Source organism: Streptomyces sp. NBC_00090 (assembly GCF_045160815.1).
In the GTDB taxonomy this organism is placed as follows: Bacteria; Actinomycetota; Actinomycetes; order Streptomycetales; family Streptomycetaceae; genus Streptomyces.
Window position 1 is genome coordinate 6,419,086 of record NZ_CP108224.1, and the last position, 25,240, is coordinate 6,444,325.

At 71.3% G+C, this 25,240-nt stretch carries 19 protein-coding genes; 11 read left to right on the forward strand and 8 right to left on the reverse strand.

The window, feature by feature from the left end; translation table 11 throughout:
- Position 1: 1 nt before the first annotated feature.
- The 4 genes from OG361_RS28900 to eccE form a co-directional block, all read right to left on the reverse strand.
- Positions 2-1,879, reverse strand: coding sequence for an ABC transporter substrate-binding protein (locus tag OG361_RS28900; RefSeq protein ID WP_405858104.1), 1,878 nt, complete (start codon positions 1,877-1,879; stop codon positions 2-4).
- 180 nt (positions 1,880-2,059) lie between these two features.
- The gene (locus OG361_RS28905) at positions 2,060-5,392 is read right to left on the reverse strand and encodes an SCO5717 family growth-regulating ATPase (RefSeq protein WP_405858106.1); all 3,333 of its coding nucleotides are present in this window, start codon (positions 5,390-5,392) and stop codon (positions 2,060-2,062) included.
- Positions 5,393-5,618: 226 nt separating this feature from the next.
- Positions 5,619-6,434: a hypothetical protein gene (locus OG361_RS28910; protein ID WP_405858108.1), complete on the reverse strand. Its 816-nt coding sequence runs from the start codon at positions 6,432-6,434 to the stop codon at positions 5,619-5,621.
- Positions 6,434-7,738: a type VII secretion protein EccE gene (gene eccE, locus OG361_RS28915; protein WP_405858110.1), complete on the reverse strand. Its 1,305-nt coding sequence runs from the start codon at positions 7,736-7,738 to the stop codon at positions 6,434-6,436. The genes OG361_RS28910 and eccE overlap by 1 nt, the downstream gene beginning before the upstream one ends.
- A 191-nt stretch (positions 7,739-7,929) precedes the next feature.
- Between eccE and eccB the strand changes: the two genes are divergently transcribed.
- The 4 genes from eccB (at position 7,930) to OG361_RS28935 (ending at position 11,621) form a co-directional block, all read left to right on the forward strand.
- The gene (gene eccB, locus OG361_RS28920; RefSeq protein WP_405858112.1) at positions 7,930-9,474 is read left to right on the forward strand and encodes a type VII secretion protein EccB; all 1,545 of its coding nucleotides are present in this window, start codon (positions 7,930-7,932) and stop codon (positions 9,472-9,474) included.
- Positions 9,475-9,487: 13 nt separating this feature from the next.
- Positions 9,488-10,744, forward strand: a complete 1,257-nt coding sequence (gene mycP, locus OG361_RS28925) for a type VII secretion-associated serine protease mycosin (RefSeq protein WP_405858114.1) — start codon at positions 9,488-9,490, stop codon at positions 10,742-10,744.
- A 190-nt stretch (positions 10,745-10,934) separates the two neighbouring features.
- A complete protein-coding gene (locus tag OG361_RS28930) occupies positions 10,935-11,285 on the forward strand; it encodes a WXG100 family type VII secretion target (protein ID WP_384568462.1) in 351 nt (116 codons plus the stop codon).
- Positions 11,286-11,333: 48 nt separating this feature from the next.
- On the forward strand, positions 11,334-11,621 hold the full coding sequence (locus OG361_RS28935) for a WXG100 family type VII secretion target (RefSeq protein WP_030322450.1): 288 nt from the start codon (positions 11,334-11,336) through the stop codon (positions 11,619-11,621).
- A 66-nt stretch (positions 11,622-11,687) separates the two neighbouring features.
- Here OG361_RS28935 and OG361_RS28940 read toward each other — a convergent pair whose 3' ends face one another.
- Both OG361_RS28940 and eccCa read right to left on the reverse strand, forming a co-directional pair.
- Positions 11,688-11,894 (reverse strand): DUF397 domain-containing protein, encoded by a 207-nt coding sequence (locus OG361_RS28940; RefSeq protein WP_384568681.1) that lies wholly within the window; start codon positions 11,892-11,894, stop codon positions 11,688-11,690.
- A 220-nt stretch (positions 11,895-12,114) separates the two neighbouring features.
- Positions 12,115-16,068 (reverse strand): type VII secretion protein EccCa, encoded by a 3,954-nt coding sequence (eccCa, locus tag OG361_RS28945; protein ID WP_405858117.1) that lies wholly within the window; start codon positions 16,066-16,068, stop codon positions 12,115-12,117.
- Positions 16,069-16,252: 184 nt separating this feature from the next.
- Between eccCa and eccD the strand changes: the two genes are divergently transcribed.
- The 6 genes from eccD to OG361_RS28975 all read left to right on the forward strand — a co-directional run bounded on the left by eccD (position 16,253) and on the right by OG361_RS28975 (position 23,358).
- On the forward strand, positions 16,253-17,731 hold the full coding sequence (eccD, locus tag OG361_RS28950; RefSeq protein ID WP_405858119.1) for a type VII secretion integral membrane protein EccD: 1,479 nt from the start codon (positions 16,253-16,255) through the stop codon (positions 17,729-17,731).
- A 223-nt stretch (positions 17,732-17,954) separates the two neighbouring features.
- Positions 17,955-18,245, forward strand: a complete 291-nt coding sequence (gene rpsO, locus OG361_RS28955; protein WP_056565800.1) for a 30S ribosomal protein S15 — start codon at positions 17,955-17,957, stop codon at positions 18,243-18,245.
- A 281-nt stretch (positions 18,246-18,526) separates the two neighbouring features.
- Positions 18,527-20,743: a polyribonucleotide nucleotidyltransferase gene (locus tag OG361_RS28960; protein WP_405858121.1), complete on the forward strand. Its 2,217-nt coding sequence runs from the start codon at positions 18,527-18,529 to the stop codon at positions 20,741-20,743.
- On the forward strand, positions 20,740-22,119 hold the full coding sequence (locus tag OG361_RS28965) for a M16 family metallopeptidase (RefSeq protein ID WP_405858123.1): 1,380 nt from the start codon (positions 20,740-20,742) through the stop codon (positions 22,117-22,119). The genes OG361_RS28960 and OG361_RS28965 overlap by 4 nt, the downstream gene beginning before the upstream one ends.
- A 28-nt stretch (positions 22,120-22,147) precedes the next feature.
- Positions 22,148-22,900: a 4-hydroxy-tetrahydrodipicolinate reductase gene (dapB, locus tag OG361_RS28970; RefSeq protein WP_405858125.1), complete on the forward strand. Its 753-nt coding sequence runs from the start codon at positions 22,148-22,150 to the stop codon at positions 22,898-22,900.
- 5 nt (positions 22,901-22,905) lie between these two features.
- A complete protein-coding gene (locus OG361_RS28975) occupies positions 22,906-23,358 on the forward strand; it encodes a hypothetical protein (RefSeq protein ID WP_405858127.1) in 453 nt (150 codons plus the stop codon).
- Here the strand turns inward: OG361_RS28975 and OG361_RS28980 are convergent.
- Together OG361_RS28980 and OG361_RS28985 are read right to left on the reverse strand one after the other, a co-directional pair.
- Positions 23,348-23,908 carry a hypothetical protein gene (locus OG361_RS28980; protein ID WP_384568444.1) on the reverse strand — a complete coding sequence of 187 codons (561 nt, stop codon included), beginning with the start codon at positions 23,906-23,908 and terminating at the stop codon, positions 23,348-23,350. The genes OG361_RS28975 and OG361_RS28980 overlap by 11 nt on opposite strands.
- Positions 23,909-23,962: 54 nt before the next feature.
- A complete protein-coding gene (locus OG361_RS28985; protein WP_384568441.1) occupies positions 23,963-24,202 on the reverse strand; it encodes a hypothetical protein in 240 nt (79 codons plus the stop codon).
- Positions 24,203-24,367: 165 nt separating this feature from the next.
- Between OG361_RS28985 and thyX the strand changes: the two genes are divergently transcribed.
- Positions 24,368-25,108: an FAD-dependent thymidylate synthase gene (thyX, locus tag OG361_RS28990; RefSeq protein WP_405858130.1), complete on the forward strand. Its 741-nt coding sequence runs from the start codon at positions 24,368-24,370 to the stop codon at positions 25,106-25,108.
- Positions 25,109-25,240: the final 132 nt, after the last annotated feature.

Here is a 25,240-nt window from a genome sequence, read left to right on the forward strand (position 1 = left end):
CCTACTCGCGGTCGTCGGCGGTGGTGCGGCGGCGCATGCGGAGGAGGACGACGACGCCGGCCACGACCACCACGGCCGCGCCGATCCCGACGATCACCCCGGTGGACGAGCCGCCCTCCGAGTCCCCGGACGCGGAGGCGGCGGGCACGGCTGACCACCAGCTCCAGTAGCCGTCCTGCCCCCACAGGTTGCCGGCGGCCTCCGGCATCGTCGTGATGGACTTGATCTGGTCCGTGCGGTACGCCTCAAGGGCGTTCGGGTAGGCCATGACGTTCATGTACCCCGTGTCGTACAGCCGGGACTGCATCCGCCGCACCAGATCCGCCCGCTTGGCGGCGTCGTACTCCACCGCCTGCTGCGCGTAGAGCGTGTCGAAGTCCTTGTCGCAGATGAAGTTGTCGGTGGCGCCGGTGTCCTTCGGCGTCGCAGGGAGCGTGCCGCAGGTGTGGATCGACAGCACGTAGTCCGGGTCCGGGTTGACCGACCAGCCGTCGAAGGCCAGGTCGTAGTCGCCCTTGACCCACGGGTCGGAGACGCTGTCCAGGCATTCGACCTTCAGCCCGATGCCGAGCTTGCCCCACCACTCCTGGAGGTACTTGCCGATCGCCTTGTCGTTCGGGTCGGTGGCGTGACACAGGATCCGGAAGTCCAGCGCCTTGCCGTCCTTGCCGACCCGCTTGCCGTCGGCGTTCTTCCGGTACCCGGCGGCGTAGAGGAGCTTCTCCGCCCCGACCGGGTCGTAGGCCCGCTTCTGCGCGGCCTCCGGCTTCCAGAAGTACGAGCCGAAGCGCGGCGGGATGTATCCCTCGCCCTCGACCGCGTGGCCCTGGAAGACCTTGTCGACGATGGTCGTCCGGTCGACGGCGAGGAAGAGCGCCTTCCGTACCGCCGGGTCGAGCAGTGCCTTGTGGCCGTTGCCGAAGGTCTTGCCGTCCTGGGAGCGGGCGCCCGGGTTGGTGGCGATCGCGAAGAAGCGCCGGCCGGGAGCGTCGTTCACCTTGATGTTCTTCTGCGACTTCAGCGCCGCCGCCTGGGCGGGCGTCAGGTTCGGTACGAAGGACACCTCGCCCTTCTGGAGCGCGGCGACGGCGGCGTCACCGTCCTTGTAGTACTTGAACACCAGCTCGTCGAACTTGGGCGCGCCCCGCCAGAACGTCTTGTTCGGCTTGAGCTTGATGTACTGGTCGACCTTGAAGTCGGTGATGACGAAGGGGCCGTTGCCCACGATGGGGAACTGCTGGTCGTTGTTGAACTTCGAGAAGTCGCCGACCTTCTCCCACACGTGCTTCGGCACGATCGGCACGTCGAGCGCCGTCATCGTCGCCTGCGGCTTCTTGAGCTCGATGACGAGCGTCTGCGGGTCGGTGGCGGTGACCTTCCTGAAGTTGGACGTGAAGCTGCCGTTCGCGGTGGCGGCGTTCGGGTCCGTCATCATCTTGTTGAAGGTCCAGGCCGCGTCCTCGGCGGTGGCCTGCTTCCCGTCGGACCAGGTCGAGTCCTTGCGGATCGTGTACGTCCACGTCAGCTTGTCGGGCGAGGAGGTCCACGCGGTCGCCAGGCCCGGGACCGTCCGGGCGTCCTTGGCGTCGTAGTTGGTGAGGTACTCGTAGGCCAGCCGGTGGATGCTGGTCGAGGTGAGCTTCTGGGCCAGGAACGGGCTCAGCGAGTCGATGCTCTGCGAGACGGCCACCGTGAGGGTGGTGCCGCCGCCCTTCGCGTCACCGGCCGTGGCCTGGGCGACCGGGGCGGCGGGGGCGGCCTGCGAGGCCTGTGCGGCCTGGGGGACGACCGCGAACGAGGTCGCGGCGACGCCCGTGGCGAGAAGCAGCCGGAGGAGTCTTCGGGGGGCGGCCGGGCGGGAAGGGACCTTCGTGACCATGACCATAGGACGTGACCTCGTGTCGTGGATCTTGGGGGCGCCAACTGGTGAAGCGAAGGTCTATCAGCGGCGGACGACCGCGTCAACGATGCCTCAAACCCCTTGTGGGCTGCGGGAATGCCAAGAGGCTCCGTATCGGACGACCGATACGGAGCCTCATTGGTCTACGCCTGTGACGCCCTACTGCTGAGGGGCTGGCGGCGCCTGCGGCGGCCCCTGGGGGTCGGCCTGCGGGGGCAGCGGCTGCCCCGGCTGGGGCTGCGACGGATCCTGCGGCGGCTGCTGCTGCCAGGCCTGCGGCACCCCGGGGTGACCCGGCTGACCCGGCTGTCCGGGCTGCTGCGGATAGGGCTGGGGAGCCTGGGCGGGGTACGGCTGACCGGGCGAGGGCTGCCCCGGCGCGTACTGATCCGGTGCGTACTGACCCGGCTGAGGCTGACCCGGCTGGGGGTACGCCTGCTGCGGGTAGGGCTGTCCGGGCTGCTGGGGCTGCGCGGGATACGGTTGACCGGCCTGCGGCGCCTGGGGCGCGTACGGCTGTCCGGGCGCGGGCTGCCCGGGCGCGTACTGGCCGGGTGCCGGCTGCCCCGGCGCGTACGGACCGGGCATGGGCTGACCCGGCATCGGCTGACCCGGCTGGGGGTAAGCCTGCGGCGGGAACTGACCCGGCATCGGCTGGCCCGGCGCGGGCTGACCGGGCGCGTACTGCTCGGGCATCGGCTGGCCCGGTGTCTGAGCGCCCGGCATCGGCGGGGCCATGTGCGGAGGCATCCCGCCCTGGCCGTCGCCGGTCCACAGCCCCTGCACCTGCTGCGCGCGGACGAAGTCCTCGGCCACCATCGCCGACAGGTGGAAGTACGCCTCCCGCGTCTTCGGCCGCATCATGTCGAGGTCCACCTCGGCACCGGCCGACAGGTGCTCGTCGAAGGGCACGACCACGACACCGCGGCAGCGGGTCTGGAAGTGCTGCACGATGTCCTCGACCTTGATCATCTTGCCGGTCTCACGGACACCGGAGATGACCGTGATGGAGCGCTGCACCAGGTCCGCGTAGCCGTGCGCGGAGAGCCAGTCCAGCGTCGTCGACGCGCTGGAGGCGCCGTCCACGGAGGGCGTGGAGATGATGATCAGCTGATCGGCGAGGTCGAGGACCCCGCGCATGGCGCTGTACAGCAGACCCGTACCCGAGTCCGTGAGGATGATCGGGTACTGCTTGCCGAGCACGTCGATCGCGCGCCGGTAGTCCTCGTCGTTGAAGGTCGTCGAGACGGCCGGGTCGACGTCGTTGGCGAGGATCTCCAGCCCGGAGGGCGCCTGCGAGGTGAACCGGCGGATGTCCATGTACGAGTTGAGGTACGGGATCGCCTGCACCAGGTCGCGGATGGTCGCCCCGGTCTCGCGCCGCACGCGGCGGCCGAGGGTGCCGGCGTCCGGGTTGGCGTCGATCGCCAGGATCTTGTCCTGCCGCTCGGTCGCCAGGGTCGCCCCGAGCGCGGTGGTCGTCGTGGTCTTGCCGACACCGCCCTTGAGCGAGATGACCGCGATCCGGTAGCAGGAGAGGACGGGCGTCCGGATCAGCTCCAGCTTCCGCTGCCGCTCCGCCTCCTCCTTCTTGCCGCCGAGCTTGAAACGGGCGGCGCTGCCGGGCGTACGGCTGGACTTCGGCTTCTGCTTGTTGTTCCGGAGCAGCCGGTCGGAGGAGAGCTCGACGGCCGCGTTGTACCCGAGCGGGGCGCCCGGCACGGACCGCTCCCGCTGATCGTGCGTCACGGGCGAGGGCCAGGCGGCCCCGGTCCGCGGATCGACCGGCGGCTGCGCCTCCTGCGGCGGCACGGCGCCGGGGTGCGGGTAGCCGTACCCGTCGGAGGCCTGCGCCTGCGGCGGCACACCACCCGGACCACCGTGCTGCTGCTGCGGGTATCCGTAACCGCCCTGCGGCGGCTGCGGGGGCGTACCGGGGTGCGGGAAGCCGTAGCCGCCCTGCGGAGTCTGCGGGGGTACGGCCCCGGGCTGCGGGTATCCGTACGCGCCGGGAGCCTGCGGCGGCACGGGAGTCTGCGGCGGTACGGCCCCGGGCTGCGGGTATCCATACGCGCCGGGGGTCTGCGGCGGTACGGGCGCGGGCGCGGCGGGCGCGGGCGCGGGCCCGGGCGTGCCGGGCACCGCCGGGGCGGTCCAGGCGGCGGTGGGCGGCAGCGGCGCGGCCGGAGGCACCGGCTGGGCGCCCGGGGCCGGCTGCGCCGGCCACTGCTGCGCGGGTCCGGGCGCGGCCGGCTGGAACGACGGCGGCAGCGGCGGCAGCCCCGCCCCACCCTGCGGGGCGACGGGCGGATAGGCCCCGTGGGCCGGGTCGGGCTGGGGCGCGGCGCCCGGGAAGGCTCCCGGAGCGGCGTCGGGCTGGGGCGCGGCACCCGGGAACGGTCCCGGAGCAGCGGGGGCGAAGTCCGGCTGCGCGGCGCCGGGGAAGGGCGACGCCGGAGCGGCGTCGGCCGGAGACCCGGCACCCGGGAAGGCTCCCGGAGCCGTGGCGTCGCCGGTCTCGGAGTCCTCGGCCGGTGCGGCGACGACGCCGTGCTCCGTACCGCTGTCCGAGTCGGCAACAGGAGCAGGGACAGGAACAGCACCAGCGTCAGAAACAGCGTCAGCGTCGACGTCGGTGTCGGCCTCGGTGTCCGCCGCGGGGGCCGACGGGGTGTCCGCCGCCTCACCGTCGGCGTCGGGCGCGGCCGTCACCACGTCGTCCGAGCTCGTCGCGTCCACGTTCGCTTCCGCGTCGGCCGCCGTCGTACCGGCGGAGGCGTCGCCCTCGACGGTTCCCGGCGTCTCGGCACCGTCCGTGTCGGAGGCTTCCCCGCCGGCGGCCTCGGCCCGCGCGGCCTTCGCCGCGGCCGAGCGCTCGGCCATCTCGCGCTTGAGCGCGCCGGGGGAGAAGCGCATGGTCGCGCCGCTCTCCACGTCGCCGCCACCGAACGGCTCACCGGCCCCGGCGGTCGCCGACACGGGCGCCTCGGGAGCGGGCACGGGAATCGGCAGAGGCGCAGGCGCAGGCGCAGGCGCGGGCGCAGGGACCGGCACCGCCCCCGACACCTGCGGAGGCACCGGCGCGGGCGGCACCACAGCGGCCGGCCTCTCCGGCACGGGGATGGGTGCCACGGGAGCCACAGGAGTCGCGGGGGCCACAGGAGCCACAGGAGCCACAGGAGCCACAGGCGCTACCGGAGCGACAGGAGCCGTAGAAGCCACAGGAGCCGCAGGCGCCGCCGGCGGCTGCGCCCCCCAGCCGGGCTCGAAGCCGCTGCCCGCCGGAAGCCCGGGCACCCCGACCGGCGCCCCGCTCGGCGGCGGGGGAGTGGCACCGCCCGCCGCCGCACCGCCCGACGCGTTCTGCGTGTACCAGGCGGGCGGGGTGTAGTCGATGGTGAACTCACCCGTCATCTCGGCGGGATCCGCGTCGGACTGATCGTCGGCGGGCGGATTCCAACCCCCGTGGATCTCGTCGCGATCGCCGTTCACTTTGCCTCCTGGTGTGGTCGAGCACCCTTGTGCCGTTGTGGGCGGGGCCCTTCCAGCCTAAACGGCGCGGCATCCCCCGGGCAGGCCCGGCGGCCGCTCCGCGAGCGCCGTTCCGACCGGGTCGAAGCCCCCAAGTGACCCGTTCGCGCCGCAGAGTGAGAACCCCGACCGTTCAAAACGATGCAAAAACGGACGTACTTGAACGACTTCGTGCCGCTCGGTCCATTCAGTCCATCCGGCGCGCGCCGCCCAACAATCCGGTCTCGGCGTCCGTCGCCTGTGTCATGACGAACTGCCGGTCGCCCGCGGTGCACCAGAGCGTCACCCCGTCCGCGAGCGTGGACAGCGCCTCGTACTCGTGGCGCGGGAGGCTCATGATGCGGCCGATCTGCGTGGCCTCGTCCGGGGAGACCCGCTGGATTCCGACCAGCGAGGACTTCTCCAGGAGGCGGGGCGCGACCGGGCTCAGATACGGGAGCAGCGTCACGACCGACTGCCAGGGCGCCGACACGACACGGCCGCGCGGCGGCCGCATGCCGCAGTCGCGCACCACGACGACCGGGCTGCCCGCCGAGGCGCCCTGCGGCGGCACCCGGCCCACGTCGTGCAGCGAGATGCACGGCTGCCCGCCGCCCGCGGCCTGCGCGAGCGCGGTCCACGCCTGCGCGCGGCCGGTCTCGACGGCCACCCGGGCACCCGTCGCGGCGGCCCGCAGCGCGAGTACCTGCGCGGTCCACAGACCGCCGATGAGCGTGACGTCGTAGGGGACGGGCCGGTTGATGCCCAGCACGGCCGGCCGGTTCTCGGCGTCCACGCCGATCACCATGCCGTCGTCGCCGACGGGCAGGGCCAGCGCGTCGAGCTGGTCCAGGGGGACCGAGTGCCGGTCGCGGCGTGGCCCGACGAGCCCGAAGCCGAAGCGGGGCCGTGCGTCCCGCCCCGTACGCCCGGAAGAGCGGTCGGACCGCGAGGCGCGGCGGGAGGGCGACGAGCCGGAGGAGGCTCCGGAGGCCGACGGCGTACCGAAAGAGGCGTGGGACATCAGCGCGCACCCCCCAGCGGCAGCGTCGCGAGAATGCCCGGCACCTGTTCCCGGTCCAGTCGCACCAGGCCCGTCCTCACCCCGCGCGCCGCGCGCTCCAGTTCGTGGCGGGCGGTCACCAGTTCCTCGTCGCTCCGCCCGGTGATCCGCACGTGCCCGGTCACCGTCACCTCCTGCCGGTCCCCGCCGCTCAGCGTCAGGCTGAACGTCGTCGCGAGCGCGGGCAGCGAGGTCAGCAGGGCCACCAGCTGGGGCATCGAGGCGCCCCCGCTGCCGCCGGGACCGCCCAACTGGGGCCAGCGCCCCACCCAGTACGTCGTGTGCCGCCGGTCGTCGACCCGCCAGGTCCGCGCGGTCTCCTGCGTCCGCCGGGTCTGCGCCTGCCCCCGGCCCGCCTGCGCGATCGCCATCGGGCTGGCGCAGGTCGAGGTGGCGATCGCCGCGGTCAGCTCCTGCTCGGTCAGCACGCTCGCCCGGAACCCGGCGCCGGCCAGCCGGCTCGCCAGCTGGTCCGCCGCCCGCACCACGCACTTCTGCGCGCCCGTCATGCCGCCGCCGCGGGCGGCGACCGCCTCCGGGCACAGCTCGGGGTCGAGCTTGAGCGCGATCCAGGTGATCCGCACCGCGGGCGAACCCGTCTGCGCCTGGAGCGGCCCGTAGTTGCGCGCGGCCATCGACTGCGCCGGAAGGTGCGGCGCGGGCGCGGGCTGCGTGTGCTGCACGATCTGCGCCGACTCCAGCCGGATGCCGTCCACGGTCAGGACGTCCCGGACCAGACCGACGGGCAGCGGCCGGGCCGCCCGGTCGGGCCGCAGCGCCGTACCGTCCGACTCGACCCGCAGCACCGCGGTCAGGAAGGTGCCGTCGCCGATCATCCCGACCGGCCGCCGGTCGCGGTCGCTGTACGCGTACGTCCGCAGCGCCGGGTCGCACTCCACGACCGGGGCGAGCCCCGGCTCCGTGCCCTCCGGGACGGTGAAGGAGGCCGCCCGGCGCGAACGGGCGCGCAGCGCGAAGAAGGTGCCGAGCCACTCGGGCAGGGACCGCCGGTGCCGGCGCACGAGGGCCAGCAGGACGAGCACGACGGCGACCACGCCCGCGGGTACGAGCATCAACTGGTCGACGACCCAGGCGACGGCGAGCAGTGCCGCCGCCACCTCTATCAGTACGAGCTGTTGCAATCGGAACGAACCGAAGTGTCCGGGTCGTGCCTGGAGTCTCGGTGAGACCGAGGAAACGGGTCCCGTGGAAGGGGGTGCGGAAGTTGTGGCCGCGCCGGGCCGCGTCCGCGTGGCGGAAGCCATGATGGAGAATCCCCCTCAATTCGTCCCGATCGCCCTGGCCCGCCAGGGCTTTGGCGGCCGGATCACCCTACCCGCCCCACGAACCCCACGGGACAGCAGGCATAGTAGGGGGCCGGTCCGACAGCCGGGGCCCGGGTGCCACCTCCCCCGGACTCCGCGCGAAGACTGCGCCTGACGAGAAACGGGGACTCATGGCATCGCGCCGGGACGAACTCAACGCGTACACCTTTGCGAAGAAGCGCACGGTGGCGGCATTCCTCCAACCCTCGCCCTCCGGTACGGAGGAGGGGGCACCGAAGCCGCTGCGTGCGATCATCCCCGGTCTCATCGTCGGCGCGCTGGTCATGGCGGGATTCGGCGCCTGGGGCATGTTCAGCCCGCAGGCGCCCAAGGGCTGGGACGTCCCGGGCACCCGGGTGATCGTCGGCAAGCAGTCGACGACCCGGTACGTCGTCCTCGAGACCGGCAAGGGCAAGGACAAGAAGACGCTGCTCCACCCCGTCCTCAACCTCGCCTCCGCCCGTCTCCTGCTCAACCCCGACCAGTTCAAGGTCGTCCAGGTCGACGACAAGAAGCTCGACCAGGACAAGCAGCGCGGCCCGATCCTCGGCATCCCCTACGCCCCCGACCGGCTGCCCGGCGCGGACGACGCGGGCAAGGAGAAGCGCTGGGCCGTCTGCGAGCAGCCCGGCGGCGGCAAGGGCTCCAGCGTCCAGAAGGCGACCTTCCTCTTCGCCCAGCGCGACCTCCCGCGCACCGAAGGCGCGAACAGGCTCGACGACGGCGAGATCCTCTACGTCAAGGGCCAGAAGGGGAGCGCCCAGTTCCTCGTCGACCACACCGGCACCAAGTACCCGGTGAAGGCCGACTCCGCCGGACTGCTCACCGCCCTCGTCGGCCTCGGCAGGGAGCCGCAACCCGTCACAGACGACTGGCTCGCCACCCTCAAGACCGGCGACGCCGTGGACTTCCCCCGCCTGGAGGGCAAGGTCGGCTCCTCCGCCGACATCCCCGGCAACACCCTCACCGGGACCGAGAACCGGGTCGGCATGGTGCTCCTCGCCCAGACCGGCTCCGGCCCCCAGCACTACGTCGTGCTGCCCGGCCGGGTCCAGCCCGTCTCCGGGTTCACCGCCTGGCTCCTCATCAACTCCCCGGAGACCGGCGTCCTCGACATGGACGGCGAGCCCACCACCGTCGACGCCTCCTCCTTCGCCCCCGACCCGAAGGTCTTCAACGGCGGCGCGCGCTGGCCGCAGCGGAAGTCCACCCAGGTCAACGCCGTCACCGGCGCCGGCGCCCGCGACACCGTCTGCAGCGTCCTCACCGACGTCGACGACAGGGGCAACACCACCCTCACCACCTGGGCCGGCACCGAGTACCCCGCCGAGATCACGGCGGGCGGCACCAGCACGTACGTCACCCCCGGCAGCGGCCTGCTCTACACCCAGGTCCAGGGCAAGCAGAAGACGCCCGACGGCTCCCTCTTCCTCGTCACCGACACCGGACTGCGCTACGCCGTCCAGGCCAACGGCGACAGCGACGCGGCCCGTTCGGAGATCGGCACCGGCGACCAGGAGAAGCAGACCGACGGACGCCCGGAACCCTCCGAGGCCCAGAAGCGTCTCGGCTACGAGAAGGTCGTGCCGCTCCTCGTCCCGATCGAATGGTCGGAGTTCCTGTCGAAGGGCCCGCGGCTCGACACCAACAGCGCGCGTCAGCCGCAGGGTTCCTAGGGGGGTGGCACCGGTGACGACGACACACCGCACGGCGGCCGCCCTGCTCACCGCCGCCACCCTGACGGGGCTGCTGGCGACGCCCGCGGCGGCGGCCGCGCCCGGGCCGGGGGCCTGGACGCTCGACGGCAGCGGCGAGTGCACCTTCCCCATGAAGAAACAGATCGAGGGCACCCCCTGGCCGCTCCAGCGGGTCCTCCTCGACGAGCTCTGGCAGGACACCAAGGGCAAGGGCGTCCGGGTCGCCGTCATCGACACGGGGGTCGACGACGTCAATCCGCAGCTGCGCACCGCCGTCGACGCCAAGGCGGGCAAGGACTTCCTCAAGCCCGACAAGGAGAACCCGGGCTTCGGCGACGAGCTGCGCGGCAAGACCGACGGCACCGTCGACGAGGTCGGCCACGGCACCAAGGTCGCCGGCATCATCGCGGCCCGCCCCCGGAGCGGCACCGGCTTCGTCGGTCTCGCCCCCGAGGCGACGATCATCCCGATCCGCCAGAACGACGAGAAGAACAGCGGCAAGTCCGACACCATGGCGCTGGCGATCGACTGGGCCGTCGCCAAGGGCGCCGACGTCATCAACATCTCGCAGGACACCACCCAGGCCCTCGACGCCGACTCGGACATGGGCAGGTCGATCGCCAAGGCGATCTCGAAGAAGATCGTCGTCGTCGCGTCCGCGGGCAACGACGGCATGGACGGCAAGCTCAAGACCACCTACCCGGCGGCCTTCCCCGGGGTCCTCGCCGTCGCCTCCTCCGACCGGAACAACGAACGCGCCGTGTTCTCCCAGTCCGGCACCTTCGTGGGCGTCGCCGCCCCCGGCGTCGACATCGTCTCGACCGTCCCCGGCGGCGGCCAGTGCGTCGACAACGGCACGAGTTTCTCCGCGCCGTACGTCGCCGGCGTCGCCGCCCTGCTCCGCGCGAAGTACCCCGAGTGGAGCGCGGCCCAGATCGTCACCCGGATCGAGCAGACCGCAGTCCGCTCCGTCAACGGACGTGACAACTACGTCGGCTGGGGCGTGGTCGATCCGGTGCGGGCGCTCGCCGACACCCCCGGGACGCCGCCGTCCACGCCCACGCCCGACCCGGGCCCGCCCAAGCCGCCGGCGCCCGAGCCGGCCCGTCTGGCGCTGTCGGAGACGCCCCAGGAGCGCTCCGAACGGCTTGCCACCTACGCGTTGGGGATCGGTGGTGTGCTGGTGGCCGTGGTCGCCGGAGCCGCCACCGTGATCCGCGACAGCCGCCGCAGGAGAGGGGTTCGTTGAACCACGTACCGGCCAAGTATCCGGTGTCTCCTTTGCAGTTGGAACTGCCGCCGTCAATGGATAAAGTGACCGCTGGGGGCACGGCAGTGCGAACCCAGCACGGGGGCGGCATCAGAAGATTCCCGTCCGCATCACAAACGGAAGGCCCGACGGCCCGGCCGTCGACGCCGCCGAAGGAAGAAGGGGCAAGATGTCGAAAGACCTGAACGTAACCAGTGCCGAACAAGTCAAGCTCGCCGGCCGGATCCAGGACTTCTCCGACGAGCTCCAGTCCCGCATCACCAACCTCAATGGCGTGGTGGACCGCGTCCAGGCGGGCTGGCAGGGCGCTGCGAGCAAGGAGTACGACCGGGTTCAGAACGACCTGAACCAGCGTCTGCGCAGCATGCGCAACGAGCTCTCCAAGCTCGAAGAGATGATGCGCATGAGCGCCGACGGGTTCTCGCGCGAGGAGGAGGACCGTCTGCGGTCCTTCCGCACGATGGACGCCAGCGGCGGCGCCGGCGGCGGCGGCAACCAGAGCGCCATCCTCGGCGTCTGAGCCACTCGACCAGTCCTCCGCGCCACTCTCACTCCAGGAGTCAACACCATGACCACTGCGGTCAATTACGACACCGTGACGCAGGCGGCGGCCGACACCCGCCTGACCTCCACCACCCTCACCCAGAAGCTCGACGACCTCATGGCCGAGGTCAACCGCGTCGCCAACAACTGGGAGGGTGAGGCCAAGATCGCGTACCGCGAGACCCAGGACCGCCTGACCCGCGACATGGCCGGCATGAACCAGGACCTGGCGCGCATCGCCCAGCTCCTCGACGAGTCGGTCGTCGGCTACCAGGACACCGACAGGGGCAACGCCGCCCGCTTCCGCATGTGACATCCCGCGGACACGCGTGAGGGGGTGGCCCGTTCCCACGGGCCACCCCCTCACGCGTACCGCCGGCTACCGCAGGTCGAACTCGCCGTCCCGGGCGCCGAGGACGAAGGCGTCCCACTCGGCCTTCGTGTAGCGCAGCACCGTCTCCTTGTCGAGCGAGGAACGCATCGCCACCGCCCCCTCGGGCAGGTGCGCGATCTCCACCCGCTCCTCGTCCGGGCTGGTGCCCGGCGCGCCCTGCCACTCGACGCCGGAGATGTCGAGCGCGTACAGCTCCTCCTTCTGCCGCTGCTTCTCGGCGGCGAGGGCGCTGTCGGCGGCGCTCCGCGAGGAGCTGTCGACGACGCTCTCCGGGGAAGTGTCGGTGGTGGTGCTGGCGTGTGCGTCGGTCATCGGCGCTTTCCCTTCGCGGTGGTACGGCGGTCCCGTCCACAGTAGTGGGACCGCCGTACCCGAACGGCGGGAAATCCCGCCTCCGCCCGTACCGCTCCGCTCAGTGCTGTTCCGGCAGCCAGCCCAGCTGCACCAGCGGCGTGCCCCGCTTGCGCGACACGAACGTGCCCCGGCCCGGAGGCATCGGCCGCGCCCGGACGTTGCCCAGGATGTCGCCCTCCTGCGGGTCGCCGGAGAGCAGCACGCCCTGCGCGCCCAGCTCCTTCATGCGCTGCATGAACGGCTCGTACATCGCCCGCGAGGCCCCTCCGGCGCTGCGCGCCACGATGAACCGGATGCCGACGTCCCGCGCGAACGGCAGGTTCTCGACCAGGACCGACAGCGGATTCCCCGAGTTGGTGGCCACCAGCTCGAAGTCGTCGACCAGCACGAACAGTTGCGGACCCGACCACCAGCTCCGGTCCCGCAGCTGCTGCGGCGTGATGTCGGGCTTGGGCGCCCGCTTCGTCATCACCGTGTTGATGGCGTCCATGTGCATCTGCATGGCCGAGGCCATCGGCGCGTACTCCAGGAGGTGCGAGGGCGCGACCGCCTCCAGCATCGTCCGCCGGTAGTCGCCCACCACGATCCGCGCCTGCTCCGGCGTGTACCGCTCGCACAGCTGCTTGGCGATCAGCCGCAGCAGCGCCGTCTTGCCGGACTCGCTCTCACCGAAGATCAGGAAGAACGGATCCGACTCGAAGTCGACGAACACCGGCTCCAGGTTCGTCTCGTCGATGCCGATCGCGATGCCGTGCTGCGGGTACTCGAAGCCCTTCGGCAGCTGCTCGGCCGGCAGCCTGCGCGGCAGCAGCCGCACCGCCGGGGCCGGAGCCCCGGTCCAGCTCGCCTTCACCGCGCGGACGAACGCCGACGTGCCCTCCGAGAGGTCGGCCGCCGAGCTCGATCCGTCGATCCGCGGCAGCGCACCCATGAAGTGCAGCTTCTCCGCCACCTGGCCGCGTCCCGGCACCCCGGCCGGCACGTTCGCCGCGACCTTGCGGTCGAACTCCGAGTCCATGACGTCACCGAGCCGCAGTTCGAGCCGGCCCAGCATCTGGTCCTTGAGGGCCGCCCGCACCTCCATGTACCGGGCGGCGGTGATCACCACGTGGATGCCGTAGCCCAGACCGCGCGCCGCGATGTCGGCGACGAACGGCTCCAGCGTGTCGTAGTCGTTGCGGAAGCCGCCCCAGCCGTCCACGACCAGGAAGACGTCTCCCCAGGCCTCGCCCGGCAGTTCGCCGGCCGCCCGCTTGCGCCGGTAGGTCGCGATCGAGTCGATGGAGTGCGTGCGGAAGAACTCCTCCCGCCGGTTGAGGACCCCCATGACCTCCGCGACCGTCCGCCGCACCCGCTCCGGGTCGAGCCGCGACGCCACCCCGCCGACATGCGGCAGATCGGCGAGCGAGATCATGCCGCCACCACCGAAGTCGAGGCAGTAGAACTGCACTTCGGCCGGGGTGTGGGTGAGCGCGAACGACGAGACGAGGGTCCGCATCAGCGTCGACTTGCCGGACTGCGGACCGCCGACCACCATCATGTGACCGGCCGCGCCGGAGAAGTCCCGGTACAGCACCTCACGCCGCTGCTCGAACGGCTTGTCGATGAGCCCGAGCGGCACGGTGAGCCCGCCCTGGCGCGTGTACTCCGTCGCCGTGAGCCCCCGGTCCGCCGTCTGCGCGAGCCCCGGAAGCAGCTGGTCCAGCGAGGGCGCCTGGTCGAGCGGCGGCAGCCACACCTGGTGCGCCGGGACGCCCTGCCCCTCCAGACGGCGCACGATCACGTCGAGGACCGTGTCCGCGAGCGCGTCGTCCTCCTCCGCACGCCGCTCCGCGAGGTACGCCGGGTCCGGCGCCGCGTACACCACGGGCACCGGCGACGCCGTGAACAGCGCGGGCCGCCTCTCCACCGGCAGCTGCCCGATCTCCAGCCGCGGCCCGCCCGCCCGGTGCGTCCCGGAGACGTACGCCGCCTTGAAGCGGGTCATCTCGTCCGTACCGAACTTGAGGTAGCCCGAACCCGGCACCGACGGCAGGTGGTAGGCGTCCGGCACACCGATCGCCGTCCGCGACTCCGCGGCCGAGAAGGTCCGCAGACCGATCCGGTACGAGAGGTACGTGTCGAGGCCGCGCAGCTTGCCCTCCTCCAGGCGCTGCGAGGCGAGGAGCAGGTGCACACCCAGCGAACGGCCGATGCGGCCGATCTGGATGAACATGTCGATGAAGTCCGGCTTGGCGGTGAGGAGTTCGGAGAACTCGTCGATCACCAGGACCAGCGAGGCCAGCGGCTCCAGCGGGGCACCCGCCGCCCGCGCCTTCTCGTAGTCGTGGATGTTGGCGTAGTTGCCCGCCGAGCGCAGCAGCTCCTGGCGCCGCTGCAACTCGCCGCGGATCGCGTCGCCCATGCGGTCGACCAGCGTCAGGTCGTCCGACAGGTTGGTGATGACCGCCGCCACGTGCGGCATCTGCGACATGCCCGCGAAGGTCGCGCCGCCCTTGAAGTCCGCGAGGACGAAGTTCAGCGTCTCCGAGGAGTGCGTCACCGCGAGACCCAGCACGAGCGTCCGCAGCAGCTCCGACTTGCCGGAACCCGTCGCGCCCACGCACAGACCGTGCGGACCCATGCCCTCCTGCGCGGCCTCCTTCAGGTCCAGCATGACCGGCTGGCCGTCCTCGCCGACACCGATCGGCACCCGGAGCCGCTCGGCCACCGTCCGCGGCCGCCAGGTCCGCGCCACGTCCACCGACTCCGCGTCCCCGAGGTTCAGCAGATCCGTGAAGTCCAGATTGGCGAGCAGCGGCTCGTCGTCGTCCCCGCCGCCCATCCGCAGCGGCGCCAGCTGACGGGCCAGCGCCTCGGCCGCCGGCAGGGACATGCCGTCCGGCAGCCCCTCGTACGAGAAGCCGCCGCCGAACTCCAGGTAGAGCCGGCCCGGCCGTACCACCACCGAGAGGCCACCGCGCGGCTCGTCGAGCTCGCCCGAGACGACCTCCACGATCGTCACGCCCTGCAGCCCCTCGGCCGCCGCGAAGAGCGAGTCCGGCGGCACCATCCCGCCGTCCAGGATCACGACCACGTGCGGCTGGTCGAGCACCGGCTGGTTGTCCTTGGAGAACCGCGGCCGCCCGTCCAGCTTCGAGCGGATCAGGTTCTCGAACTCGCCGAGGTCGTCACCGAACAGCCGCTTCGTACCGGCCCCGTCGACCTGCCCGGGCACCTGCGTGTGCGGCAGCCACTTCGTCCAGTCCCACCGCTCCTGCGAGGCCCGCGAAGCGACCACCGCGAGCATCAGGTCGTCGGGGGAGTGCAGCGTCACCAGCTGCGCCACCAGCGCGCGCGCCGCCGCCTGCGCCGACTCCGGCTCGCCCGACACCGTCACGTGGTAGAAGGCCCGCAGCGAGACCGCCATCGGCAGCCCGTCCAACGTGCCGTGCACCGCGAGGAACTGCTGCATCGCGCCCGCGCACAGCGGCTCCAGCTCGTCCACCGGAGCCGTGTCCGGCGCGACGAGCGGCGTCGCCAACTGGTGCGCCCCGAGCCCGATCCGCGCCTGCCCGAAGTCGTTGTCGCCGACCCGGCGCTCCCACACCCGCGAGCCCTCGGCCACGACCGACCACAGCTGCTCGGGGGAGGGGTGCAGATACAGCTGCGCGTCCCGCTGCTTCCGGGCCGTACGGCGGACCGTACGCCGGGTCTGCGCGAGGTATTTGAGGTAGTCGCGGCGGACATCGGCCATTTGCCCCTGCGTACCGCGACGGAATCTGACGAACTGGGCGACGGCCATCGCGACCGTCGACGCCAGCATCAGCACGCCCATGATCCGCATGATCGGCGACGGCGTCATGAAGAAGAAGACCACCGACGAACCCATGCCGAGCATCGGCAGGAGCTGCATCAGCGCCGACTCCTGCTGTCCCCGCGGAAGTTCCGGCGGAGACTCCAGGACCAGTTCCTCACCGGGCACTTCCGGCGGAAGCGCCCTCGGCGGGCGTTTGACGACGATCTGGCTCACCGGCGCATCAATCCCTCGTAGGAGGCGGGCTCGTGGCGGGAGCATCCGCGCCGGCACCCCTGTCGGCAGCCGGGTGCGCGGACTTCCCCCATGGGACGGCGATCCTACTTGCAGCCCCCACCGGCCGTCCCCGGTAGGGTGGCGCGCGCATCGTGCGCAACCGCGAATCAGGGGGTCCAGACACGTGAGTACGACCGCAGCGACCGGCTTCTGCCGCGTCACCGTCGTGGCGCCGGACAGCCGCATCGACGTCGCGCTCCCGGAGGACATCGCCGTCGCCGACGTCTACCCGGAGATCCTGCGGCTCACCGGGCAGACGCAAACGGCGGGCACTCCCACCGGCTACCACCTGGTCCGCCGCGACGGGTCCGTCCTCGACGGCGCCCGCACCCTCGCCGCCCAGCAGGTCCTCGACGGCGAGGTGCTCTCCCTGCGCCCCTTCGCCCAGTCCCTGCCGCCCGCCGTCTACGACGACGTCTCCGACGCCGTCGCCTCCGCCGTCACCCGCGACCGGCACCTCTGGGGCGACGAACTGCTGCGCGGCGCCGGACTCGTCGGCGGCGTCCTGCTGCTCGTGCTCATGGGCTTCGTCCTCTGGTTCGCGGACCCGGTCCGCCACGACATGCACAGCCTCCCCGGGATCATCGCCGGCGGCGCGGGCCTGCTCCTCACCGCCTTCGCCGGCGTCCGCGCCCGCGTCTACGGAGACCGGGCGACCGCCGTCGCCCTCGGCCTCGGCGCCCTGCCCCTGCTGCTCATCGCGGGCTCCGGCATCGTCGGCCCCGACGCCGGCGCCGGCCCCGGCCGCCTCCAGTTCCTGCTGGGCTGCGTCACCGTCCTGGTCGCCTCCGTGGCCCTCGTCGCGCTCACCCCCAGCGGAGACGCCCCCTTCGTCGCCGCCACCTTCCTCGCCACCGTCGGCACCCTCGCCACCTTCGTGATGATCCTCACGGAGAGCTCCGCGACGGAGACCGCAGCCGTCTGCGCCCCCGTCGCCATCGGCCTGGTCGCCTTCCTGCCCGGCCTCTCCGCCCGCTTCGCCCGGCTCCCCATCGGGTACGCCGCCCCGCGCAGCGCCGCCGACGACGAGTTCCTCGGCGACCCCCAGCAGCAGGCCGGCGACGACGCCCAGCCCGTCGACGGCGAGCGCATCGCCCTCCAGGCCCGTCGCGGCCACGAGATGCTCCTCGGCCTGGTCGGCGGCTGCGCGGCCGTCGTCGTCGGCTCCGCCGCCGTCCTCGGCTTCGCCGGAAACCTCTGGGGCCAGCTCCTGGCCCTCGCCGCCGGCCTGGCGATGCTGCTCCGCGCCCGCCTCTTCCGCTACACCTCGCAGGTCGCCTGCGTCCTGGTCGCCGGCATCGCCGCGATCGCGCTGCTCGTCCTCGGCCTCTCCCTGAACCCGCCGGCCGACCTGGTCAAGGACCTCCTGATGTACGGGGACCGCGGCGGCCTCGACATCCGTACGATCTGGCTCACCGCCTCCGTCGCCGCCGGAGCCTCACTGATCACCGCCATCGGCCTGATCATCCCGAGGAAGGGCCTCTCGCCCTTCTGGGGCCGGCTCCTCGACCTCGCCGAGGGCTTCGTCCTCCTCTCCCTCGTCCCGCTCTGCCTCGCCGTCCTCGACGTCTTCATGGCGGTCCGCTCCCTCACCAGCAAGTAGCCAGCCGGCAGCCGCGGGCCGGGCCCGCGCGCGGGCCCGCTCCGCCGAACTGGTACGCTGTGTGACGGCCGTTTGTGTACGCGCTCCCGGAAAGCCCCCGACCTGCTCGGGAAGCCTCTGGAAGCTGCGCCCATCGGACCTTCGCCCGTCGAGTCACGGAAGCTTCCCCTGAGATCTAGACCAGGGGCACTCGCGGGCGCACGAACACTAAGAGGAGATCAGCGTGGCTCTCGACGCCGCTGTCAAGAAGCAGATCATGACCGAGTTCGGCACCAAGGAGGGCGACACCGGCTCCCCCGAGGTCCAGGTCGCCATGCTCTCCCGTCGTATCTCGGACCTGACCGAGCACCTCAAGCAGCACAAGCACGACCACCACTCCCGTCGTGGTCTGCTGATCCTGGTCGGCCAGCGCCGCCGCCTGCTGCAGTACCTGGCCAAGAAGGACATCCAGCGCTTCCGTGCCCTGGTCGACCGCCTCGGCATCCGCCGCGGTGCGGCCGGCGGCGCCAAGTAAGGACGCCGTGAAGGGAGCGGTTCCCACTTTCAGGGGGCCGCTCCCTTTGCTGTACGTGCACAAAGTGCACACAGACACTTAGTCTGGTCGCACAACCCCATACGACGGACGAGCGAGGAGCCGCCGGCTCGCCGCCGGTCCTCGGTAGTGGCCCCCGGAAGATGCCGGGTGCTTCGATCGAAGACCGGCCCGCACCCAAGGCGCGTCTCTCCGCCCCGTCGACACCGTCCCCGGCCACACGGGCCCCGGACGCAAAGACGAACACGTAGGAGAAACCACTAGTGGAGAACGAGACCCACTACGCCGAGGCCGTCATCGACAACGGCTCCTTCGGTACCCGCACCATCCGCTTCGAGACGGGCCGTCTCGCCAAGCAGGCCGCCGGCTCCGCCGTCGCCTACCTGGACGACGACACGATGGTCCTCTCCGCGACCACCGCCTCGAAGAAGCCCAAGGACCAGCTGGACTTCTTCCCCCTGACGGTCGACGTCGAGGAGCGGATGTACGCGGCCGGCAAGATCCCCGGCTCCTTCTTCCGCCGGGAGGGCCGCCCCTCCGAGGACGCGATCCTCACCTGTCGCCTGATCGACCGCCCGCTGCGCCCCTCCTTCAAGAAGGGCCTGCGCAACGAGATCCAGATCGTCGAGACGATCATGGCGCTCAACCCCGACCACCTGTACGACGTGGTCGCGATCAACGCCGCCTCCTGCTCCACGCAGCTGGCCGGCCTGCCCTTCTCCGGCCCGATCGGCGGCACCCGTGTCGCCCTGATCAAGGGCCAGTGGGTCGCGTTCCCGACGCACACCGAGCTCGAGGACGCCGTCTTCGACATGGTCGTCGCCGGTCGCGTCCTGGAGGACGGCGACGTCGCGATCATGATGGTCGAGGCCGAGGCCACCGAGCGCACGATCGAGCTCGTCAAGGGCGGCGCCGAGGCGCCGACCGAGGAGGTCGTCGCCGCCGGTCTCGAGGCCGCGAAGCCCTTCATCAAGGTCCTCTGCAAGGCCCAGTCGGACCTCGCCGCCAAGGCCGCCAAGCCCACCGGCGAGTTCCCGGTCTACCTCGACTACCAGGACGACGTCCTGGAGGCGCTCTCCGCCGCGGTCAAGGGCGAGCTCGCCCAGGCGCTCACCATCCCCGGCAAGCAGGACCGCGAGGCCGAGCTCGACCGCATCAAGGAGCTCGCCGCCGAGAAGCTCCTCCCGGCCTTCGAGGGCCGCGAGAAGGAGATCGCCGGTGCCTACCGCGCGCTGACCAAGAAGCTGGTCCGCGAGCGCGTCATCAAGGACAAGGTCCGCATCGACGGCCGTGGCCTCACGGACATCCGTACGCTCGCGGCCGAGGTCGAGGCCATCCCGCGCGTGCACGGCTCGGCGCTCTTCGAGCGTGGCGAGACCCAGATCCTGGGCGTCACCACCCTCAACATGCTCCGCATGGAGCAGCAGCTGGACACCCTCTCCCCGGTGACCCGCAAGCGCTACATGCACAACTACAACTTCCCGCCGTACTCCGTCGGCGAGACCGGCCGCGTGGGCTCGCCCAAGCGCCGCGAGATCGGCCACGGCGCGCTCGCCGAGCGCGCCATCGTGCCGGTCCTCCCGACCCGCGAGGAGTTCCCCTACGCGATCCGTCAGGTGTCCGAGGCCCTCGGCTCCAACGGTTCGACGTCCATGGGCTCGGTCTGCGCCTCCACCATGTCCCTGCTGAACGCCGGTGTGCCCCTCAAGGCCGCCGTCGCCGGTATCGCCATGGGTCTGATCTCCGAGGAGATCGACGGCAAGACGCACTACGTCGCCCTCACCGACATCCTCGGTGCCGAGGACGCCTTCGGCGACATGGACTTCAAGGTCGCCGGTACGAAGCAGTTCGTGACCGCGCTCCAGCTCGACACCAAGCTCGACGGCATCCCCGCCTCGGTCCTGGCCGCCGCGCTGAAGCAGGCCCGTGACGCGCGTCTGCACATCCTCGACGTGATGAACGAGGCGATCGACGTTCCGGACGAGATGTCCCCGAACGCGCCGCGCATCATCACCGTCAAGATCCCGGTGGACAAGATCGGTGAGGTCATCGGCCCCAAGGGCAAGATGATCAACCAGATCCAGGAGGACACCGGCGCCGACATCACGATCGAGGACGACGGCACCATCTACATCGGTGCCCAGCAGGGCTCGCAGGCCGAGGCCGCCCGCGCCACGATCAACGCGATCGCCAACCCGACCATGCCGGAGGTCGGCGAGCGCTACCTGGGTACGGTCGTCAAGACCACCACCTTCGGTGCGTTCGTCTCCCTGATGCCCGGCAAGGACGGTCTGCTGCACATCTCGCAGATCCGCAAGCTCGCCGGTGGCAAGCGCGTGGAGAACGTCGAGGACGTGCTGGCGATCGGCGCCAAGGTCCAGGTCGAGATCGCCGAGATCGACCAGCGCGGCAAGCTCTCCCTGATCCCCGTGATCGCGGACGAGGACGCCGCCGACGCGAAGGACGACACCGACCAGTGACGTCCCGTAGTTCCGTGACGACGGCCCGCCCCTCTTCGGAGGGGCGGGCCGTCGCCCGTACCCAAACGCTTCTCCCGGGCAAGGACGGCATCGGCACGGTCCGCCGCACGACCCTCCCCGGCGGCCTGCGGATCGTCACCGAGACCCTGCCCTCCGTGCGCTCCGCCACCTTCGGCATCTGGGCGCACGTCGGCTCCCGGGACGAGACGCCGAGCCTCAACGGCGCCACCCACTACCTGGAGCACCTCCTCTTCAAGGGCACCCACAAGCGGTCCGCCCTCGACATCTCCGCCGCGATCGACGCGGTCGGCGGCGAGATGAACGCCTTCACGGCGAAGGAGTACACCTGCTACTACGCCCGGGTCCTCGACACCGACCTGCCGCTGGCGATCGACGTCGTCTGCGACATGCTCACCGGCGCGCTCGTCCTCGAAGAGGACGTGGAGGCCGAGCGAGGGGTCATCCTCGAAGAGATCGCGATGACCGAGGACGACCCCGGCGACGTCGTGCACGACCTGTTCGCGCAGACGATGTTCGGCGACACCCCGCTGGGCCGCCCGGTCCTCGGCACCGTCGACACGGTCAACGCGCTCACCCGCGGCCAGATCGCCCGCTTCTACAAGAAGCACTACGACCCGACCCACCTGGTCGTCGCCGCCGCCGGCAACGTCGACCACGCCACGGTGGTACGCCAGGTCCGCCGCGCCTTCGAGAAGGCCGGCGCCCTGACCCGTACCGACGCCGTCCCCGTCGCCCCCCGCGACGGCCTGCGCACCATCCGCACGGCGGGCCGCGTCGAGCACCTGAACCGCAGGACCGAGCAGGCCCACGTGGTCCTCGGCATGCCGGGCCTGGCCCGCACCGACGAGCGCCGCTGGGCCCTCGGCGTGCTGAACACCGCCCTCGGCGGCGGCATGTCCTCCCGCCTCTTCCAGGAGGTCCGCGAGAAGCGCGGCCTGGCCTACAGCGTGTACTCGTACACCTCGGGCTTCGCCGACTGCGGCCTCTTCGGGGTGTACGCGGGCTGCCGCCCCAACCAGGTCCACGACGTGCTGCGGATCTGCCGGGACGAGCTCGACAAGGTCGCCTCCGACGGCCTCACGGACGAGGAGATCGTCCGCGCCGTCGGCCAGCTCTCCGGCTCGACCGTCCTCGGCCTCGAGGACACCGGTGCGCTCATGAACCGCATCGGCAAGAGCGAGCTCTGCTGGGGCAGCCAGATGTCGGTCGACGACATGCTCACCCGTATCGCCGCGGTCACCCCGGACGACGTCCGGGCCGTCGCCCGCGATGTACTGGACCAGCGGCCCTCCCTGTCGGTGATAGGCCCGTTGAAGGACAAGCAGGCGGACCGCCTCCACCAAGCGGTCTCCTGATCCCGAGCCCCTTTAAGGAAACAGAGCAATGAGCAAGCTGCGCGTGGCGGTCCTCGGAGCCCAGGGCCGTATCGGCTCCGAGGCGGTCAGGGCCGTCGAGGCCGCCGAGGACATGGAACTGGTCGCCGCCCTCGGCCGGGGCGACAAGCTGGAGACGCTCACCGACGCGGGAGCCCAGGTCGTCGTCGAGCTGACCACCCCGGCCTCGGTGATGGAGAACCTCGACTTCTGCGTGCGCCACGGCATCCACGCGGTCGTCGGCACCACCGGCTGGACCGAGGAGCGCCTCGCGCAGCTGCGGACCTGGCTCGCGGCCTCTCCCGAGACCGGTGTCCTCATCGCCCCGAACTTCTCCATCGGCGCGGTCCTCACCATGAAGTTCGCCCAGATCGCGGCCCCGTACTTCGAGTCGGTCGAGGTCATCGAGCTGCACCACCCGCACAAGGTGGACGCGCCCTCGGGCACCGCCACCCGTACGGCTCAGCTGATCGCCGCGGCCCGCGCCGAGGCCGGCCTCGGCGCCCAGCCGGACTCCACCGAGACGGGCCTCGAAGGGGCCCGCGGCGCCGACGTGGACGGCGTCCGCGTCCACTCCGTGCGCCTGGCGGGCCTCCTCGCCCACCAGGAGGTCCTGCTCGGCGGCGAGGGCGAGACCCTCACCGTCCGCCACGACTCGCTGCACCACTCCAGCTTCATGCCGGGCATCCTCCTGGGCGCCCGCCGCGTGACCACCGCTCCGGGCCTCACCTTCGGCCTGGAGCACTTCCTGGACCTGGGCTGACGGTCATGGGCGGAAAGATCACGTACGTCTTCCTGGCCACCGTCCTCGTCCTCGTCTTCGGGGTGGTGGCGATGGAGGGCGTGCTGCTGCTCCTCACCGGGGAGCCGGCCGCCATGGGCATGGGCGCGGTGGCGTTCCTGCTGCCGGCCGTCGGCGGCTGGTTCCTGTGGAAGAACACCCGGTTCGCCCGGCAGGCGGGCCGCCTCGCCACCGAGCTGGAGGCCGAGGGCGGCCTGCCCGTCGACGAGCTGAAGCGCACGGAGGGCGGCCGGATCGACCGGGACTCGGCCGACGAGGTCTTCGCCCGGCGCAAGGCCGAGACGGAGGACTCCCCGGAGGACTGGCGCTGCTGGTTCCGGCTCGCGGTCGCCTATCACGACGCCCGCGACACCCCCCGGGCCCGCAAGGCGATGCAGCGGGCCATCGCCCTCCACGAGGGACGTACGGTCAGCGCGTAGCGGCCGGGACGACGCCGTACTCGGCGTTCCAGGCCTCGACCGTGTCGGCCGCGCGGTCGAAGGCCTCGACCCGGGAGAGGAAGTCGGCATTGTGGTCGGTGAGCAGCAGCAGCTGCTCACCACCCTGCCGGCCGAGCACCAGGGCCTGGCCCTGGACCGTGCGGGGCAGCCCCAGCCAGCGCACCGGCTGCTGCACGGTCCGTACGGAGGTCACCTTCGCCCAGGGCACGGTGGCGGTGACGAAGAAGCCCACGCGCCGCACGCCAGCGCGGCTCACCCAGGTGCCCACGCGGAGCATCCGCAGGGCGGCGAGGATGACGAGCACGGCGATCCCGAGCGTGACGGCCGCGGCGGCGAAGCCACCGGCGGCGACGATGATCACGGCCGCCAGCAGCACGAACGACGCCAGCAGCAGCGCGAGCGCCGCCGCTCCGACCCGCCACGACCCCGGACGGTACGGACGACGCCACTGGTCGTGGTCGTCGAACGGCAGGGCGATGTGGTCGGTCGTGTCAAAAGCACGGTCGGCCGTCAGGAAGGGCAGGGGCACGACAGGTCCTCACTCACAAGCACGCTCGAAGGGGCAGTGCCCGGTGAGGCTACCTCAGCGGTTGTCGGAGGCTTCGGACTGCTGCTGTCGAGTGGTGGAGTCCCCCGACTGGAGGGACGGCATGCCGAAGATCAGCGACCCGGCGAGGCCGGCCACGACGGTCAGCCCGATCAGCGTACGGCCCATGATCTGTGAGGCGCTGAGGCGCTCCCTGGGTGGCGGAGTGACGTTACTGCGGAAGTGGTCGGCCTCCGCGACGAACGCGAACGGTACGGCCTCTCGCCGGCGGAACATCAGGGCCACTCTCCTCTGTCGTCATCTCTGTCGTCGTCGTGCTTCATCGGTACAGACGACGGAACCGACGTTTTGGTGCCCTATTTCACCAAAGCGGCCGAATCTCATCCCTCAGTAGGACGTCGTTAGAGTGGCGGCTGCAACATCCGAATGGAAGGACCGCTGGTGAGCGACACCCCCGCCGAGAACGTGAAGATCGACTTCCGGAGCGACGTCACCGTTGATCTGGTCAAGAGCGCGGCGACCGACTCCGACGTCGTCTGGGCCGCACGTGTCTCCACGGCGGGGGAGGAGTCCCTCGAAGAGCTCGAGAAGGACCCGGAGCGCTCGAAGGGGCTCATCAACTACCTGATGCGGGACCGCCACGGCAGCCCCTTCGAGCACAACTCGATGACGTTCTTCATCAGCGCCCCGATCTTCGTGTTCCGCGAGTTCATGCGGCACCGCGTCGGCTGGTCGTACAACGAGGAGTCGGGCCGCTACAGGGAGCTCCTGCCGGTCTTCTACGTCCCGGACGCCTCCCGCAAGCTGGTCCAGGAGGGCCGCCCCGGCAAGTACGTCTTCGTCGAGGGCACCCAGGAGCAGCACGACCTGGTCGGCCGCTCCATGGAGGACTCGTACCGTCAGGCGTACGCCACGTACCAGGAGATGCTGGCCGCCGGCGTGGCCCGCGAGGTCGCCCGCTCGGTCCTCCCGGTCGGTCTCTACTCCTCGATGTACGCCACCTGCAACGCTCGCTCGCTCATGCACTTCCTCGGCCTGCGCACCCAGCACGAGCTGGCCGCGGTCCCGTCCTTCCCACAGCGTGAGATCGAGATGGTCGGCGAGAAGATGGAGGAGCACTGGTCCCGGCTGATGCCGCTGACCCACGCGGCCTTCAACAGCAACGGCCGTGTGGCCCCGTAGGGCACACATGTCCGAAACGCTCACACGAAGTGTCCGTATTGCGACGTTTCACGAAGTTCATCTAGGCTGATCAAACGGACCCGGCACTGCCTGAACCCCCGAGCAGGCAGTGCCGGGCTCCTCTTCTTCCTG

What these genes read in the sequence shown, in the direction of transcription:
- OG361_RS28935 (WP_030322450.1), top strand. Translation starts at nt 11,334, where the DNA reads ATGACCACTGCGGTCAATTACGACACCGTGACGCAGGCGGCGGCCGAC.
- OG361_RS28985 (WP_384568441.1), bottom strand. Translation starts at nt 24,202, where the DNA reads ATGTTCCGCCGGCGAGAGGCCGTACCGTTCGCGTTCGTCGCGGAGGCC.
- OG361_RS28910 (WP_405858108.1), bottom strand. Translation starts at nt 6,434, where the DNA reads ATGTCCCACGCCTCTTTCGGTACGCCGTCGGCCTCCGGAGCCTCCTCC.
- OG361_RS28930 (WP_384568462.1), top strand. Translation starts at nt 10,935, where the DNA reads ATGTCGAAAGACCTGAACGTAACCAGTGCCGAACAAGTCAAGCTCGCC.
- OG361_RS28975 (WP_405858127.1), top strand. Translation starts at nt 22,906, where the DNA reads ATGGGCGGAAAGATCACGTACGTCTTCCTGGCCACCGTCCTCGTCCTC.
- dapB (WP_405858125.1), top strand. Translation starts at nt 22,148, where the DNA reads ATGAGCAAGCTGCGCGTGGCGGTCCTCGGAGCCCAGGGCCGTATCGGC.
- eccB (WP_405858112.1), top strand. Translation starts at nt 7,930, where the DNA reads ATGGCATCGCGCCGGGACGAACTCAACGCGTACACCTTTGCGAAGAAG.
- eccE (WP_405858110.1), bottom strand. Translation starts at nt 7,738, where the DNA reads ATGGCTTCCGCCACGCGGACGCGGCCCGGCGCGGCCACAACTTCCGCA.
- OG361_RS28900 (WP_405858104.1), bottom strand. Translation starts at nt 1,879, where the DNA reads ATGGTCACGAAGGTCCCTTCCCGCCCGGCCGCCCCCCGAAGACTCCTC.